This is a genomic window from Lacisediminimonas profundi (assembly GCF_008831265.1).
GTDB classification, from domain to species: Bacteria; Pseudomonadota; Gammaproteobacteria; order Burkholderiales; family Burkholderiaceae_D; genus Lacisediminimonas; species Lacisediminimonas profundi.
This window is the reverse complement of sequence record NZ_VTTH01000004.1, coordinates 138161-153791: the sequence shown is the minus strand read 5'-3', so window position 1 is coordinate 153791 and position 15631 is coordinate 138161. Positions and strand designations below refer to the sequence as shown.

Sequence of the window (15631 nt, the reverse complement as noted above, 5' to 3'; positions counted from 1 at the left end):
CAATAGAATACGCAGCGACTCAGGGGGCTTCACAACAAAGAAGGATGAAGGTAATAAATGGCAAACATACTGGTAGTTGACGACGAGATGGGCATTCGCGAGCTGCTCTCCGAAATATTGGGAGACGAGGGCCATGTCGTGACCACCGCCGAGAACGCGCAGCAGGCGCGAGCCATGCGTGCCGCCGAGACACCGGACCTGGTCCTGCTCGATATCTGGATGCCGGACACCGACGGCGTGACGCTGCTGAAGGAGTGGCAACGGGACGGATTGCTGACCATGCCGGTCATCATGATGTCGGGCCATGCAACCATCGACACCGCGGTGGAAGCGACTCGCATCGGCGCACTGAATTTCCTGGAAAAGCCGATCTCGCTGCAAAAGCTGCTGAAAGCAGTCCAGCAAGGACTGCAACGCCAACTGGAACCGGCGCGGCCCGCACTGGCGACGCCGATCCGTGCGATCGAAACGCCCGCACAGGCAGCCAGCGCGCCCGCAGGCGAAGCGCTTGCCGCAGACAGCGCGCCGGCCGTACCGGCGGAGGTGGGGTTTACCGTCTCGTTCGAGCTGCCGCTGCGCGAGGCGCGCGACGCCTTTGAGCGCGCGTATTTCGAACATCACCTGGTGCGCGAAGGAGGCAGCATGACACGGGTCGCTGAACGCACTGGGCTTGAACGGACACACCTGTATCGCAAGCTCAAACAACTGGGCGTGGAACCGGCAAAGCTAGTCCGCCGCGGTGGCTGACGCCGGACCGATTCCTGCAATCCTCGTCAGCGGAGGCAGCGCCTCTGCACGTGAATCCTGCATTGCCGCGGCGATCTACGCCCTGCCGCCGGGCCGGACCGCGGTGCTGATGGAAGGAATCCCCGACGGCAAGCTGCATCTGGCCGAGGGTCCCGACCTGACGATTGCCCGCACCGCCCCCGGTTGCCTCTGCTGCACCGGCAACCTGGTGATGAAAATAACGCTGAACCGTTTGTTGCGCACCCGTCCATCGCGAATTTTCATCGGCGTGGCCAGCCGCGACCACATGGCAAGTTTGCGGGAGATCCTGTCGTCACCACCTTACAGTGCGCTTCTCAGCCTGGAGCCGGATCTTTCCGCCTGACACCTTGGCATGGCTCCTGCATGCGACAGGGGCAGCATCGATAGTGGATGTTCTTGAAATCCTGCCCGCCAGCGCCATTTACGTAACAGACGTGTCGAGCAGGCACACTGACCTTGCCGTAAAAGGAGCGCAAATGAATCTCATCTATAACAGCGATCAGTACAGCGTCGTTGAATTCGTTCCGGATGACGGACGTGACGCGCTGCGTTTCGGCGGCTATGAAATCATGGACAAGGCTTGCCGAAAGGAAATCTTCATCGGTGGCACGCTGGCCGAGGCCTTCCGGAAAAATGTCGAAGACCTGATCGCGACCCAGCCAACCGAGGAGGACATCGATGCCTTCCTCGGCAACTACGACGTACTGATGAGTCAACCCGTCCTGCTTCATTAAGCAGTGATGCCGGAACTCCGGGGCCGAAACTGCCCCGGAGTTCCGGGTTCCCGGACTACGGCTCCCGGTACTGCCGGCAATGCGTCTCACGGGTGGCGAGCAAGGCGACACAGGACGACGCCACCCACAGCAGCAGCAAGCCGAATGCCAGTTTGTACGCATGCAGGTCATACACCCGCACGCCATCCAGCAAGGCCCCGCTCCAGTTCTTGTCCAGGATCCACCCGATCAGGGGCTGCTGGAACAAGGGACCGACCATCACCCCCATATTGACTGCACCGGCCACGGTGCCCGACAAGGCCAGCGGCGCCGATTCCCTCGAGTAAAGAAATCCCACTGCCATGCTGCCAGATCCTGCCGCGCCAAGCAGCAGCAGGGGCACCAGCACGGACAGCCGGCCATCCGGAAAAATGTACAAGACACCGTAGCTGATCAGCGTGAAGCTGCCGCCAATGACATAGGGCAATTTGCGCAAGCGGATGCGGTCGGACAAGATGCCGAAGGCAATGCTTCCCACTGAAAACGCGATCAGCATGCCGCTCGTTACCAGCGACGCCGAGCGTGGCGTTAGTCCGTGCTGTTGCACCAGGAAGGGCACCCCCCACAAGCCGGTGAAGGTCAGGAATGCGCCGCAAATTCCCGACGGCACCCAGAACAGCAAGGGCACGTTGCGGTAGGCCCAGATTCGCCCCAAGCCCGACAGGATGGTGCGCAGCGAGGGCGCGTGAAACGCTGCGCCGGCCGGTATCTGGCTGCGGAATCCGCGCTGCACCGGATCGTCCCGCATCAGGAAGAAAATGCCGGCAGCGATCAGCAGGGCAACGATGCCCGAAGCGCCGATCACCGGACGCCAGCCCAGCGCATCCGACAGCGCCCGCAGCGGCAAACCGGCCATGACGGCGCCCATCGTCCCCACCGCGAGCGACACGCCGGTCACCATGCCCAAGCGGCGCGCATCAAACCAGTGTGCGCACAACTTCAGCATCGATACCCAGGCGACTGCCACCGTGGCACCAATCAGTCCGCGGCCGAGCGCCGCCGACGCGAAGGTATCGGCAAATGCGAATAGCAAGGCACCGACGCCGCCGATCATCGCCCCGATCCACAGCACCCGACGCGGACCAAACCGGTCCACCAGCACCCCGGTGGGCAACTGCATCGCTGCATAGAAATAGAAATAGAACGCCGACAGGTTGCCCAGCATGGCTGCGCTGAGCTGGAAGTCCAGCATCAGTTCGGTCGTCAGCACTGCCGGAGTGACGCGGTGGAAGAAACCGAACAGGTAGAAGGCGACCGCCAGCCCCCACATCGCCAGCGCCAGCCGGACCGGCGGATCAAGCAACTTGGGCGTTGCGGCAGCGGGGCCGGTGGCGGCGAAGGGGGTTACTTGCGTCATGCCGATATTATGCCGACATTATGCCGCGACCGGCGCGGGCACCGGCCGCCTGCCCTTGTTCCTGCCGTATACTCTGCCGATGTCAGGAAATTCACGTCCCGTAACCAGCAACCAGGACGGCATCCATCCGGATCTGCTGCGGCACCTCGACCGGCATCGCGCCACGCCATTTCGCAAGCCGGTATCGCTCCACACCCGGCATGCCTTCGAACGGATGCAGGCGGCCTGGCGGCAGGCTGGGCGGCCGCCGCTGGTCCTGGACGCAGGTTGCGGCGTTGGCTGGTCGACCCTGGCCCTGGCCGGGCGCCATCCCGGCCATCTGGTGATCGGCGTTGATCAATCCGAGGAACGCCTGCAGCGCGGGCCAGCGGCCCGACCCGACAATCCGGCCAACCTGTTGATGCTGCGGGCGGACGTGGTCGACTTCTGGCGGCTGATGGCTGCGGCCGGAATGACCCTGTCCCACCATTACCTGCTCTATCCGAATCCCTGGCCGCGCAAGCAGCATCTGGGGCGGCGCTGGCACGGTCATCCGGTGTTCCCCGTCATCATCGCGCTCGGCGGCCGGATCGAATGCCGCAGCAACTGGCTGCTCTACATGCAGGAGTTCGCGACCGCGCTGCAGCACCTGACCGGCCAGGCGGCTGAGGTACAACGCTGGTGCCCGGACCCGGACGCCGTGCTGACACCATTTGAAGGCAAGTACCTGGCGTCCGGCCACAGCCTGTGGCGCTGCCATGCCGACATTCCGGCTGTAGTTTTGAGCGCCCCCGTGCTACCGTAACCAATCAACACGAAGGACCTCGACCTCATGTGCCAGCTGCTCGGAATGAATTGCAATGTCCCGACCGACATCGTATTCAGCTTCACCGGTTTCGCCACCCGCGGCGGACGCACCGACACGCACAACGATGGCTGGGGCATCGCGTTCTTCGAGGGCGCGGGCGTGCGCCATTTCGTCGACCACCTGCCGGCGATCGACTCGCCGGTGGCCGATCTGATCAAGGCGTGGCCGATCAAATCGAAAAACGTCATCGCCCATATCCGCAAAGCCACCCAGGGCCGGATCGCGCTGGAAAACTGCCATCCCTTCGTGCGCGAGCTCTGGGGTCGCTACTGGGTGTTCGCCCACAATGGCGACCTGAAGGACTTCGACCCGCAACTGACCGGCCCCTACCGCCCGGTTGGCAGCACCGACAGCGAACGCGCATTCTGTTACCTGCTGCAGCAACTGCGCGAGCGCTTCGGCGACCAGCTGCCGGCGCTGGACCAGCTCACTGCTGCAATGACGGAGCTGACGAAGGAAATCGCAGCGCATGGCGTATTCAACATGATGCTCTCGAACGGCTCGGCACTGTTCGCACACTGCGCGACTAACCTGTATTACATCGTGCGCCAGTATCCATTCGCCGAAGCCCGGCTGTCCGACGAAGACATGAGCGTCGACTTCTCGACGGTGACCACGCCCGAGGACCGGGTCGCGATCATCGTTACCGAGCCGCTGACGACAAATGAAACCTGGATCCGGCTATCGCCCGGCGAACTGATCGTGTTTGTCGACGGCCAGCCGGTCTGAGCCGGGCCATTCAGTCCGCGGCGGGACCCGCGAGGTCCGAATTCTGAACAAGCTTTCGACATGTGAACGCTAGATGCCCCCGCGTTGACATCCCCATGCCCGTCGCCAATATTCGGAGAATGCCTGGCAGCGTCTGCAGGTGACAAAAAATAGAAAAAAGGGGACGAAATGATGAAATCAGTCAGGTGTAAATTACCTGCTTTTTTGACCACGAGGCGAACCGCTACCGCCCTGATGGCAGCAGCGCTGGTGCTGGGGGCACCGGCCATCAGCGCGCAGGAAGCAAAGTATCCGTCGCGCACGATCACGTTGGTGATTCCATATGGACCGGGCTCTGCCAACGACATCCTGGCCAGGATGCTGGCACCCGAAGTCGCCACGCATCTGAATCAGTCGGTGGTCATCGAGAACAAGCCCGGCGCGGGCGGTTCGATCGGCACCGCCGCCATCGCGCGGGCGAAAAACGACGGTTACACCGTGGGCTTGGGCGGCAGCGCCACGCTGGGCGTGAACCCTGCGCTGTACAAAACCCTTCCATACTCGGCGCAATCGGACTTCACCCGGGTCCTGAAGCTGGCAAGCACGCCGAATGTACTGGTGGTCCCGGCCGAGGCGAAAATAGCCAATACGCAGGATTTCCTGGCCCAAATGAAGTCCCGGACATTGCGCTACAACTCGCAAGGCAACGGCACCACGGCACACTTGGCCGGCGCGCTGGTGGCGCACCAGTTGAACGTGAAGGCCGACCACATTCCCTACAAGAACGCCGGGGAAATGCTGACGGCGCTGCTGACTTCCCAGGTTGACTTCGGCTTGCACCCGCTGGCCGGGGTGATAGGCCAGATCAGGGATGGGCGCTTGCGTGCTCTCGGCGTCTCGACCCTGAACCCGTCCAAGGCATTGCCGAATGTTCCCTCGCTGATCCCCGACCTGCGCGCAACCGGCCTGAAAAACTTCGAGTACGCTAACGTCTGGTTCGGCATCATTGCACCGAAGGGAATTCCACGTGACGCCCAGATGGCGCTGCACGGGGCCTTTGTAGCGGCCCTGTCCAAACCGGTCATCCGGGACAAGCTCATCTCCATGGGGTATGAACTTGAACCGTCTGCATCGCCGGAGGAGTTTGAGCAGTTCCTCAGGGATCAACAGGGCTTCTGGGTCGATCTGGTCCGCATCTCGGGCGCCAAGGTGGAGTGATCGCGAGGGGGGAGCGGTCCGGGTGACGGGCGCCAGTGATGGCGCCGCTGCGCCGGCGGCCGCATCCGTCCCCCTTGACGCTGATCATTACCCATATCCTTATTCATAGCGTAGACCGACGCACGCCACGAATGCTCCCTCCCCTTGAAAGGGAGGGAGCTATTAGGTTGATCGGCCCTTGACGCAATTGCTGCCGCACTCCTCCCCGCTACAAATTCGGCGCCAGCCAGCGCTCCAGCTGCTCGCGCGATACGCCGCGCCGGTGCGCCATGTCCTCCACCTGATCCATGCCGATCTTGCCGACCGTGAAGTACTTCGACTGCGGATGCGCAAAGTAGAACCCCGACACTGACGCACCGGGATACATCGCAAACGAATCGGTCAGCTGCATCCCGATTTCTTCGCACTGCATGACGCGGAACATGTCGGCCTTGACCGTGTGCTCCGGACAAGCCGGATAGCCAGGAGCTGGCCGGATGCCGCGATAGGATTCCTTGATCAATTCCTCGGCCGACAAGGACTCCTGCGGGGCGAATCCCCACAAATCCTTGCGCACACGTTCATGCAAGTACTCGGCGAATGCCTCTGCCAGGCGGTCGGCCAGCGACTTCAGCATGATCGACGAGTAGTCGTCATGGGCGTCTTCAAAGCGCTTCTCGTACTTCTCGATGCCCAGGCCGGCAGTCACTGCGAACATGCCGATGTAGTCGGCACGGCCGGATGACTTGGGCGCGATGAAATCGGCCAGGCACTGGTTGGGACGGGCGACGCCGTCAATCACCGGCTTCACCGTTTGCTGCCGGACTCCGTAATAGGTGAACGCAACGGTAGTGCGGGTGTCGTCGGTATAGACCTCGATGTCGTCATCATTGACACTGTTCGCGGGCAGCAGGGCAACCACGCCGTTTGCCGTCAGCCAGCGGCCGTCGATCACTTTTTTCAGCAGTGCCAGCCCTTCCTGGTAGACGCGGGTAGCCGATTCGCCGACCACTTCGTCCTTCAGGATTGCCGGGAACGGACCGGCAAGGTCCCAGGTCTGGAAGAATGGGCCCCAGTCGATGTATTTCGCCACTGTCGCCAGGTCGACGTTCCTGAACTCGCGGCGGCCGATGAATTTCGGCTTCACCGGCGCAGCGTCGCCATCGAAAGACAGCACCGCCTTGTTCTTGCGCGCATCCGCGAGCGACAGCAATGGCGTCGACTTGCGGTTGGCATGCTGGTGGCGAATGCGCTCGTAGTCGGTGGCGATCTCGCCCAGGTAGGAATCGCGCTGTTCCGGCGTCAGCAGCGACTGCGCCACCGACACCGAACGCGAAGCATCGGGCACGTAAATCACCGGCCCTTCGTAGTGCGGGGCAATCTTCACCGCGGTATGGGCCCGGCTGGTGGTGGCGCCGCCTATCATCAGCGGCATCTTGAGCGCGCGGAAATGCGGGTCGCGCTGCATCTCGCGCGCGACGTGCGCCATTTCCTCCAGCGAGGGCGTAATCAGGCCCGACAGGCCGATGATGTCGGCATTTTCCGCCTTGGCCATGGCCAGGATATCGGAGCAGGGCACCATCACGCCCATGTTGACCACTTCGAAGTTATTGCACTGCAGGACCACCGAGACGATGTTCTTGCCGATGTCATGGACGTCGCCCTTGACGGTCGCCATCACGATCTTGCCCTTGGCCTTGGCCGCGATGCCGGTACGTTTCTCCTCGGCCTGCTTCTCTTCTTCGATGTAGGGAATCAGGTGAGCCACCGCCTGCTTCATCACGCGCGCCGATTTCACTACCTGCGGCAGGAACATCTTGCCCTGGCCGAACAGATCGCCGACGATGTTCATGCCGTCCATCAGCGGCCCTTCAATGACGTTGATCGGGCGCCCGCCCGCATCCTTCGTCTTGAGCCGCATCTCTTCGGTGTCTTCGGTGATCCACTGGGTGATGCCGTGCACCAGCGCATGGGCCAGCCGCTTCTCGACCGGCGCGTTGCGCCATTCCAGGTTCTGCTCTTCCTTCTTGCCGCCGGCCTTCAGGCTCGAAGCAATCTCGATCATCCGTTCGGTCGCATCTTCCCGGCGGTTCAGCACCACGTCCTCGACCCGCTCGCGCAGCTCGGGATCGAGGTCGTCGTACACGCCCACCATGCCGGCATTGACGATACCCATCGTCATGCCCGCCTTGATCGCGTGATAAAGGAATACGGTGTGAATCGCTTCGCGCGCCGGATCGTTGCCACGGAACGAGAAACTGACGTTGGACACGCCGCCGCTGACCTTCGCATAGGGCAGGTTCTCGCGTATCCAGCGGGTGGCATTGATGAAATCCACCGCGTAGTTGTTATGCTCCTCGATGCCGGTCGCGATCGCAAAGATGTTCGGATCGAAGATGATGTCTTCCGGCGGGAAGCCGACGCGGTCGACCAGCAGCCGGTAGGCGCGTTCGCAGATCTCGGTCTTGCGCGCGAAGGTGTCGGCCTGGCCCTTTTCGTCAAATGCCATCACGATCACCGCAGCGCCATAACGGCGGCACAGCGAAGCCTGGCGCAGGAATTCTTCCTCGCCTTCCTTCATCGAAATCGAGTTGACGACCGACTTTCCCTGCACGCACTTGAGGCCGGCCTCGATCACCGACCATTTGGACGAGTCGATCATGACCGGAACGCGCGCAATGTCAGGCTCGGACGCAATCAGGTTCATGAAGCGCGTCATCGCCGCGACCGAATCCAGCATCGCCTCGTCCATGTTGACGTCGATGATCTGGGCGCCGTTCTCGACCTGCTGGCGGGCCACCGACAGCGCCTCGTCGTACTGCTCGTTCAGGATCATGCGGGCGAAGGCTTTCGACCCGGTCACGTTGGTGCGCTCGCCGACGTTCACGAACAGCGAGCTTTCGTCCACGGTAAACGGTTCCAGCCCGGACAGACGCAATGCGCACGGCACATCCGGTAGCTTGCGCGGCGCAATGCCGCCCACGGTCTGCGCAATTGCCTTGATGTGCGCCGGCGTGGTGCCGCAGCAACCGCCGGCAATGTTGACGAAGCCGCTTTCAGCAAAATCTTTCAGCAGGGACGAGGTCACGTCCGGTGTTTCGTCGAAGCCGGTATCGGACATCGGATTGGGCAGTCCGGCGTTCGGATAGATGCAGACGAAGGTGTCGGCGATGTTCGACAATTCTTCGGCGTAGGGCCGCATCAGCGCCGCACCGAGCGCGCAGTTCAGGCCCACCGTCAGCGGCCGCGCATGACGCACCGAATTCCAGAAGGCAGGCACGGTCTGGCCCGACAGGATGCGGCCGGAGGCGTCGGTCACCGTGCCCGAAATCATGACCGGCAAGCGGGTGCCGGTCTCTTCGAAATAAGTTTCCAGCGCGAACAGCGCCGCCTTGCAATTGAGCGTGTCGAAAATGGTCTCGACCAGCAACACATCGGCGCCGCCATCCACCAGGCCGCGCGTCTGTTCCAGGTAGGCGGTGGCAAGCTGGTCGAAGGTGACGTTGCGCGCGGCAGGGTCGTTGACGTCCGGCGAGATCGACGCTGTCTTGGGCGTCGGGCCAAGGGCGCCGGCCACGAAGCGCGGCTTGTCGGGCGTCGAGTACTTGTCGCACGCTGCCCGCGCCAGTCTTGCCGCCTCCACGTTCATCTCATAGGCGAGGTGAGCCAGGTGGTAGTCGTCCTGTGCCACCGAGGTGGCGCCGAAGGTATTGGTCTCGACCAGGTCGGCGCCGGCTGCCAGGTATTCTTCGTGAATCGCGCTGATGACGTCGGGACGGGTCAGGGTCAGCATCTCATTGTTCCCCTTCAGGAACAACTGCTTGCCCGGCACCGAATAATCGGCAAAACGCGCGCCGCGGTAATCCTCTTCGGTGAGCTTGTATTGCTGGATCATTGTCCCCATCGCACCGTCGAGTATCAGGATGCGGCGGGACAGCAGGTCGCGCAGGACTGCTTCAACAGGAGAGATGGCGTCGCGTTTCATGTGGCTTTATCCGTTCTGGAAATGCAAAAACCCGGCTGCTGTTGCGGAGCCGGGTTCTTTCAAGGTCCGCTTTAGCAGTATTTATTCGGGAAATCGGAAGATCTCCCTTGCGCCCGCAAGCTGGGTTTGACTTGTTCAAATCAAATCGGCGCGAGCACAATTATACGGCACTTCGGATCAGTCCGAGATCAGGCGAGGATGGCTGCGGGAGCGCGCGACCCGCTCGTCCAGCCTGAGCGTCAGGCACTTCGCCGCACCGCCCGCTTTCATGAATTCGGACAATGGCGTCTGGTGAACCTGATAACCTGCGGCTTCCAGCGCCTGCACCAGAGCGGCCGATGCCCGGTTCATGAACAGGTGACTGCCGACATTGACGGCATTGCAGGCAAACGCCTTGGCATCATCGGTGCTGACCGCAATGCGAAATTCCGCCGGAACCCGTGCCGCGATCCGGCGCTGCGACTCGGCATCGAACGCATCCGGGTAATACAGCAGGCGCCCGCCATCGAGTGGACAGAAGCAGGTGTCCAGATGATAGAAACGCGGGTCGACCAGCCTGAGCGGCTGCACCACGACATCCAGCCACATGGCGAGAAACGGTGCGCTGCCGAGATTGGACCTGTGGCCCCAGCCCAGCCATAGCAAGGGCTCCCGGCGATCGAACAGCGCATCGCCTGCGCCCTCGAAGTAAATGTCGTCCGGAAGGCGCAGCACCTGCATCCCGTGGGCAGCAAACCAGCTCGCAAAAAGCGGCTCCTCGGCCTGGCGCTCGATGTGACGAAAATGGGAGAGGATGGCTTTCTCTCCAATCACGAGCCCGGCGTTTGCCGTGAAAACCATATCCGGCACGCCCTCCGTGCCAAGGATCGATTCCACCGTCGCCACCCGGCCGATGGCGCGTGACAATGCCTGCCATTGCCGCATGGCGAGCGCGGGATCGCAATGGGCGACGTTCCCTTCCATCCAGGGATTGATGACGTAGACCACATCGAAGTGATCCGGCGCGCACATCAGGATGCGGGGCTTCATGGCTGGGCTGTCCTTTGCTGCAAACGAGGCCCGCTGCTGCGGGCGTCCTTCGATAGGATGCCGCGGGCCATCGGACGTTCACGGAATTCGCCCGCGCGCGCGCGGACTTTATCGGTGCAAGGTAAAGCGCTTGCCGGACAGGGCGAAACCCTTCAGGAAATCCTGCACCGGCAAGCGCTTGCCGCCCGGCTTCTGCAATTCAAGCAGGCGCAATGCACCGCTGCCGCAGGCAACGACGACGCCATCGGCATCGGCTGAAATCACCATTCCCGGCTCCCTGGCACCATCCGCCGGACCGGGCAAGGGAACCGCCTTCCAGATTTTCAGGGTCACGCCATCGACTTGGCCCGACGCGCCAGGGAAAGGGTTGAACGCGCGGATCTTGCGGGACAACACCACGGCATCGGCCGCAAAATCCAGTGCTGCTTCATCCTTGCTGATCTTGGCGGCGTAATTCATCCCCTCTTGCGGTTGCGGCGTTGCCGCCAGCGGTCCCGACTGCAGTTGCTGCAGCACCGAGACAATCATCTCGCCGCCGACTTGCGCGAGCTTGTCGTGCAGGCTGCCGGTGGTGTCGTCGTCCGCAATCGGCATGCTGCGCACCGCCAGCATCGGCCCCGTATCCAGCCCTTCCTCCATCTGCATGATGGTGATGCCCGTGTGCTCGTCGCCGGCCTCGATCGCACGATGAATGGGCGCGGCCCCGCGCCAGCGTGGCAGCAAGGACGCATGGATGTTCAGGCAGCCCAAGGGCGGGATGGACAGGACCGTAGTCGGCAGGATCAGGCCATAGGCGGCGACCACCATCACGTCGTGCGGGGTTGCGTGCAGCAGGGCGTGGGCCTCGCGTGCGATGTCCGGATACTTTCCATCGAGCTTGAGGGAGACCGGCTGCGCCACGGGCATGCCGTGCGCGAGCGCATATTGCTTGACGGCAGATGCCTGCAATTGCATGCCGCGACCTCCGGGGCGGTCGGGCTGGGTCAGGACCAGGGGAATTTCAAAGCCGGCGTCATGCAACGCACTTAGCGCGACAGCGGCAAACTCGGGGGTACCAGCGAAGATGACTTTCATGCCGGGATTTTAATATGTGCGCCCGATATGTGCGCTCAATACGTGCGCTCAATACGTGCACTCACGCACACCCGCAAAACCATTGCGGGACGGCCGCCTGACCGTTCAGCGTGCCGCTGCCGTCTTTTGTGCGTGCCGCCGCTCTTCGCGCTCTTCCTTCAGCATCCTCTGCTTGATCCGGTTGCGCTTCAAAGGTGACAAATACTCAACGAACACCTTGCCCATCAGGTGATCCATCTCATGCTGGATGCACACGGCAAGCAATCCCTCCGCATCGACCTCGAACGGCCGGCCTTCGATGTCAAGGGCCCTGACCTTGACCCGGGACGGGCGCTCGACACCGTCGTACACGCCAGGCACCGAAAGGCAGCCTTCTTCATACACATGCCGTTCTTCACTGGACCAGACTATTTCCGGATTGATGAAAACCTGCAGCGCATCATGCGTCTCCGACGTGTCGATGACGATCAGGCGCTCATGCACGTCGACCTGGGTCGCGGCAAGGCCGACCCCGGGCGCCTCGTACATGGTCTCGGCCATGTTGGCGACAAGTGTCTTCAAACGCTGATCGAACACAGTTACCGGCTTGGCAATCTTGTGCAATCGCGGGTCAGGAAAACGCAGAATATTTAACAAGGGCATACGACTTTTGCGCAACAGGGATAGTGCTTCAAATGGTGGTTTGTCTTGCGACTTCAAGAGTTTATCGGCAGAATTTGATTCACTTTGGCAAGAAATTTTGCTGTGCCAGCCACCGGACCACTAATGAAAAAGTTTAGCACAGCCCTTCGTGCCATTCCTGCGCTGACGCTTGCCGCCGGCCTTTGCGCTATCCCGGCCAGCGCCGCGGACAGGGCGGCATCGTCTTCCACGCAGTCCACGCAATGCGCTTTTCGCACAGATGCGCCAAGCCAACACCGGGTAGTGAAGGGCGATACGCTGTGGGACATATCCAGCCGTTTCCTCGCCAATGCGTGGTGCTGGCCGCAGGTCTGGGGCATGAATCGTGAACAGATCCGCGATCCCCACTGGATCTATCCGGGACAGGTGGTGGTGTTCGACCGTGCTGCCGGACGCCTGCGTATTGGCGAATCCGGCAGTGCCGCCGGTGCGCTGCCGGAAATCAAACTGTCGCCGCAGACCCGCATTGAAGCCCTCGGCCGGGAAGCGATCGCCACCATTCCTTCCGGCGCGATCGAACCTTTCCTGACGCAACCGCTGATCGTCGAGCCGGGCGATTTCGATAATGCCCCGCATGTGCTGGCGACCGAGGAAGGGCGTATCAATGCAGGACTTGGCGACAAACTATTCGTCCGGGGCGACCTGAAAGGCGAGAACAACTTCCAGGCCTTCCGTCCTGCGCGTCCGCTTAAAGACCCGGTCACCAACGCCATACTCGGCTATGAATCGGCCTATCTCGGCGTGGTCAAGCTGGATCGCCAGGCCCGCGCCGAAAATGAAGCGCACCGCTTCGTTGTCACCTCCTCGCGCGAGGAAATCAGTGCCGGCGCCCGCCTGTTACCGGTTCCGCAACGAATTGCCATGAACTATGCGCCACATGCGCCGGCCGCCGCGGTCGACGCCCGCATCGTATCCGTGTACGGCGGACTCACCCAGGCAGGACGCAATAACGTGGTGGTGATCAACCGCGGCAAGCAGGACGGGATCGATCCGGGCACGGTCCTGCACCTGTACCGGTTGGGCCGCATGATCAAGGATCCGCAGGCGGGAGCAGAGCAGTTGCCGGTCAAGCTGCCTGATTCCAACTACGGCACGCTGTTCGTGTTCCGCGTCTTTGAAAAGCTGTCTTATGGCCTGGTGATGCAGGTGACCGATGCCGTGCGCATCAACGACCTGGTCCGTTCGCCAGAATAAGCCGAGCCAGCATTGTCGCCGGGCGCAGAAGAACTCTCACACTGGTTGCGGCTGCTGCATGCCGAGGGGATAGGCGCGATCACCGCGCGCCAGCTCCTTGCGCATTTCGGGCTGCCGGAAAATATACTTTCGTCCAGCTATTCATCCCTGTCCCGGGTAGTGCCGGAACGGTCCGCCCGTTCGCTGCTGGCGCCGATCACTGACGAACTCAAGGCCGCGATCGAACTTGCCGTCGAGTGGGCCGGGCAAGCCGGAAACCACATCCTCACGCTGGCCGACCCGGCTTACCCCAGTGCCCTGCTCGACACCGCCGACCCGCCCGTGCTGCTGTATGCAAAAGGCGACCTCTCCCTGCTCGCCCGGACCGCCGTGGCGGTAGTCGGCAGCCGCAACGCAACAGTGCAAGGTACCGAAGACGCATTGAATTTCGCCCAGGTGCTGAGCGAATCCGGCGTGACCGTCGTGTCGGGACTGGCGCACGGCATCGATACCGCAGCACACCTGGGCGCACTCGCTGCCACGGGGGACGGTGCCGGCTCGACCATCGCCGTGATCGGGACTGGCGCCGATATCGTCTATCCCGCCCGCAACCGGGCGCTTGCCCACCGGATTGCAGCAAAAGGACTGATCCTGTCCGAGTACCCGCTGGCGACGCCGGCGATACCAGCCAACTTCCCGCGCCGCAACCGCATCATCAGCGGGCTTTCCCGTGCGGTGCTGGTGGTGGAAGCGGCAGCACACTCAGGATCGCTGATCACGGCAAAGCTGGCGGCCGACCAGGGTCGCGACGTGTTTGCCGTTCCCGGCTCCATCCATTCACCGCTGGCGAAAGGCTGCCACCAGCTGATCAAGCAAGGTGCCAAGCTGGTCGAATCGGCCGAGGATCTTCTGGAAGAACTGGGCCCCTCGCTGGGATGGCCGGCAGCGCGCAAACCGGCTACGCCAGTTGCGCGGAATGCCACCCGATCGGTGCCGCTTGCGCCGGACCTGCAACAGCTGCTCGATGTCATGGGCCACGACCCGGTGGAAATCAACACACTGGCAGAACGGGCCAGTCTCGACGCCGCCACCGTGGCCGCGCATCTGCTCGCGCTGGAAATGCAGGGTGCGGTCGAGGCACTGCCGGGAGCTCGCTACCAGCGCCTCGGGTAGCCGAAAATCCGATCAGGCAGCAGAGTTGACGAAAGCGAAGCAAGCGCGCCGCAGGATTGATCAGCCGTACACGAAAACGAGAACGGATTGACCATAATCGCCCGAAATAGTCCTGATTTCGTCACTTTTCTCGCTGGTTTTGCCTTTTCTTCGCTTGTGCCGACATCGACGAACCGTTACAGTAGGCTCCATGTTTGATGTCCTCGTCTACCTCTACGAAACGTACTACCGGCCGGATGCCTGTCCCGAGGCCGATGCGCTGATCAAGAAATTGTCGGCCGTCGGTTTCGAGCAGGACGAGATCTCCAGGGCTCTGGGCTGGCTGACCGATCTTACCGAAACGACCAACGCGCTGTCGGGACGCCCCAGCGAACACGAGTCGTTCGGCTTCCGCATTTACGTTGACCGTGAAGTCGATGCGCTCGGCTCGGCCGCCATCGGGTTCATCCAGTTCCTTGAGTCGGCCAAGCTGATCAATTCCGTGCAGCGTGAAATCGTGGTCGAGCGCGCGCTGGCCGCGAGCGAAGCCCAGATCTCGCTGGACAAGCTGAAAGTGATCGTGCTGATGGTTCTATGGAGCCAGGGCAAGGAGCCCGACGGCCTGATTTTCGACGAACTGTTTGCCGACGACGACGACAGCAGCCCCCGCCAACTGCACTGACCGCGCCCGTCCCTGCACACTGAAAAATTCCGCCATCCGGCTGCGACCGCAGCCCGGAAAAATCCTGTCGTGCCGGGAATTTCTGCAGGCAACCAATATAAGCAAACTTGCAGCCGGCGCGATATCGCGCTTATCATTGGCCGCAATTCCGTCGCCCGACGGCGATCTGCCCGCGCAGGTTCTTGACGTTTCCCCTGATAAACCG

The 15631-nt window shown here is 62.1% G+C and carries 14 protein-coding genes; 9 read left to right on the top strand and 5 right to left on the bottom strand.

What is annotated here, in order from left to right; all coding sequences use genetic code 11:
* Positions 1 to 57: 57 nt before the first annotated feature.
* From FVE66_RS13005 to FVE66_RS12995, 3 genes are all read left to right on the top strand, one after another.
* Entirely contained in the window at positions 58 to 747 is a 690-nt protein-coding gene (locus FVE66_RS13005) for a response regulator (RefSeq protein ID WP_151447882.1), read from the top strand.
* Positions 740 to 1111 carry a GTPase gene (locus FVE66_RS13000; RefSeq protein ID WP_241673202.1) on the top strand — a complete coding sequence of 124 codons (372 nt, stop codon included), beginning with the start codon at positions 740 to 742 and terminating at the stop codon, positions 1109 to 1111. The genes FVE66_RS13005 and FVE66_RS13000 overlap by 8 nt, the downstream gene beginning before the upstream one ends.
* Before the next feature lie 133 nt (positions 1112 to 1244).
* Positions 1245 to 1502 (top strand): BTH_I0359 family protein, encoded by a 258-nt coding sequence (locus FVE66_RS12995; protein ID WP_151447881.1) that lies wholly within the window; start codon positions 1245 to 1247, stop codon positions 1500 to 1502.
* A gap of 55 nt (positions 1503 to 1557) precedes the next feature.
* Here the strand turns inward: FVE66_RS12995 and FVE66_RS12990 are convergent, their stop codons facing one another.
* The gene (locus FVE66_RS12990) at positions 1558 to 2898 is read right to left on the bottom strand and encodes an MFS transporter (RefSeq protein WP_151447880.1); all 1341 of its coding nucleotides are present in this window, start codon (positions 2896 to 2898) and stop codon (positions 1558 to 1560) included.
* On the opposite strand from FVE66_RS12990, the gene trmB reads away from it, so the two are divergent.
* From trmB to FVE66_RS12975, 3 genes are all read left to right on the top strand, one after another.
* Entirely contained in the window at positions 2897 to 3682 is a 786-nt protein-coding gene (gene trmB / locus FVE66_RS12985) for a tRNA (guanine(46)-N(7))-methyltransferase TrmB (protein ID WP_338325388.1), read from the top strand. The genes FVE66_RS12990 and trmB overlap by 2 nt on opposite strands.
* 27 nt (positions 3683 to 3709) lie before the next feature.
* On the top strand, positions 3710 to 4474 hold the full coding sequence (locus FVE66_RS12980; RefSeq protein ID WP_151447879.1) for a class II glutamine amidotransferase: 765 nt from the start codon (positions 3710 to 3712) through the stop codon (positions 4472 to 4474).
* Positions 4475 to 4708: 234 nt separating this feature from the next.
* Entirely contained in the window at positions 4709 to 5671 is a 963-nt protein-coding gene (locus FVE66_RS12975) for a Bug family tripartite tricarboxylate transporter substrate binding protein (protein WP_161993273.1), read from the top strand.
* 208 nt (positions 5672 to 5879) lie between these two features.
* Here FVE66_RS12975 and metH read toward each other — a convergent pair whose 3' ends face one another.
* From metH to def, 4 genes are all read right to left on the bottom strand, one after another.
* Positions 5880 to 9635 carry a methionine synthase gene (metH, locus tag FVE66_RS12970; protein WP_151447877.1) on the bottom strand — a complete coding sequence of 1252 codons (3756 nt, stop codon included), beginning with the start codon at positions 9633 to 9635 and terminating at the stop codon, positions 5880 to 5882.
* A gap of 177 nt (positions 9636 to 9812) precedes the next feature.
* Positions 9813 to 10664 (bottom strand): dimethylarginine dimethylaminohydrolase family protein, encoded by an 852-nt coding sequence (locus tag FVE66_RS12965; RefSeq protein WP_151447876.1) that lies wholly within the window; start codon positions 10662 to 10664, stop codon positions 9813 to 9815.
* Positions 10665 to 10772: 108 nt separating this feature from the next.
* The gene (fmt, locus tag FVE66_RS12960) at positions 10773 to 11738 is read right to left on the bottom strand and encodes a methionyl-tRNA formyltransferase (RefSeq protein ID WP_151447875.1); all 966 of its coding nucleotides are present in this window, start codon (positions 11736 to 11738) and stop codon (positions 10773 to 10775) included.
* 105 nt (positions 11739 to 11843) lie between these two features.
* A complete protein-coding gene (def, locus tag FVE66_RS12955) occupies positions 11844 to 12380 on the bottom strand; it encodes a peptide deformylase (protein ID WP_151447874.1) in 537 nt (178 codons plus the stop codon).
* A gap of 123 nt (positions 12381 to 12503) precedes the next feature.
* Between def and FVE66_RS12950 the strand changes: the two genes are divergently transcribed.
* The 3 genes from FVE66_RS12950 (at position 12504) to FVE66_RS12940 (ending at position 15426) form a co-directional block, all read left to right on the top strand.
* Entirely contained in the window at positions 12504 to 13613 is a 1110-nt protein-coding gene (locus FVE66_RS12950; RefSeq protein WP_151447873.1) for a LysM peptidoglycan-binding domain-containing protein, read from the top strand.
* 12 nt (positions 13614 to 13625) lie between these two features.
* Positions 13626 to 14765, top strand: a complete 1140-nt coding sequence (gene dprA / locus FVE66_RS12945; RefSeq protein WP_151447872.1) for a DNA-processing protein DprA — start codon at positions 13626 to 13628, stop codon at positions 14763 to 14765.
* Between the two features lie 190 nt (positions 14766 to 14955).
* Positions 14956 to 15426, top strand: coding sequence for a Smg family protein (locus FVE66_RS12940; RefSeq protein ID WP_151447871.1), 471 nt, complete (start codon positions 14956 to 14958; stop codon positions 15424 to 15426).
* Positions 15427 to 15631: the final 205 nt, after the last annotated feature.

Bases quoted from the DNA above. Each gene is read 5' to 3' on its own strand.
- FVE66_RS13005 (WP_151447882.1), top strand. From the start codon at position 58: ATGGCAAACATACTGGTAGTTGACGACGAGATGGGCATTCGCGAGCTG.
- FVE66_RS12995 (WP_151447881.1), top strand. From the start codon at position 1,245: ATGAATCTCATCTATAACAGCGATCAGTACAGCGTCGTTGAATTCGTT.
- trmB (WP_338325388.1), top strand. From the start codon at position 2,897: ATGCCGATATTATGCCGACATTATGCCGCGACCGGCGCGGGCACCGGC.
- FVE66_RS12990 (WP_151447880.1), bottom strand. From the start codon at position 2,898: ATGACGCAAGTAACCCCCTTCGCCGCCACCGGCCCCGCTGCCGCAACG.
- FVE66_RS12980 (WP_151447879.1), top strand. From the start codon at position 3,710: ATGTGCCAGCTGCTCGGAATGAATTGCAATGTCCCGACCGACATCGTA.
- FVE66_RS12975 (WP_161993273.1), top strand. From the start codon at position 4,709: ATGGCAGCAGCGCTGGTGCTGGGGGCACCGGCCATCAGCGCGCAGGAA.
- metH (WP_151447877.1), bottom strand. From the start codon at position 9,635: ATGAAACGCGACGCCATCTCTCCTGTTGAAGCAGTCCTGCGCGACCTG.
- FVE66_RS12965 (WP_151447876.1), bottom strand. From the start codon at position 10,664: ATGAAGCCCCGCATCCTGATGTGCGCGCCGGATCACTTCGATGTGGTC.
- fmt (WP_151447875.1), bottom strand. From the start codon at position 11,738: ATGAAAGTCATCTTCGCTGGTACCCCCGAGTTTGCCGCTGTCGCGCTA.
- def (WP_151447874.1), bottom strand. From the start codon at position 12,380: ATGCCCTTGTTAAATATTCTGCGTTTTCCTGACCCGCGATTGCACAAG.
- FVE66_RS12950 (WP_151447873.1), top strand. From the start codon at position 12,504: ATGAAAAAGTTTAGCACAGCCCTTCGTGCCATTCCTGCGCTGACGCTT.
- FVE66_RS12940 (WP_151447871.1), top strand. From the start codon at position 14,956: ATGTTTGATGTCCTCGTCTACCTCTACGAAACGTACTACCGGCCGGAT.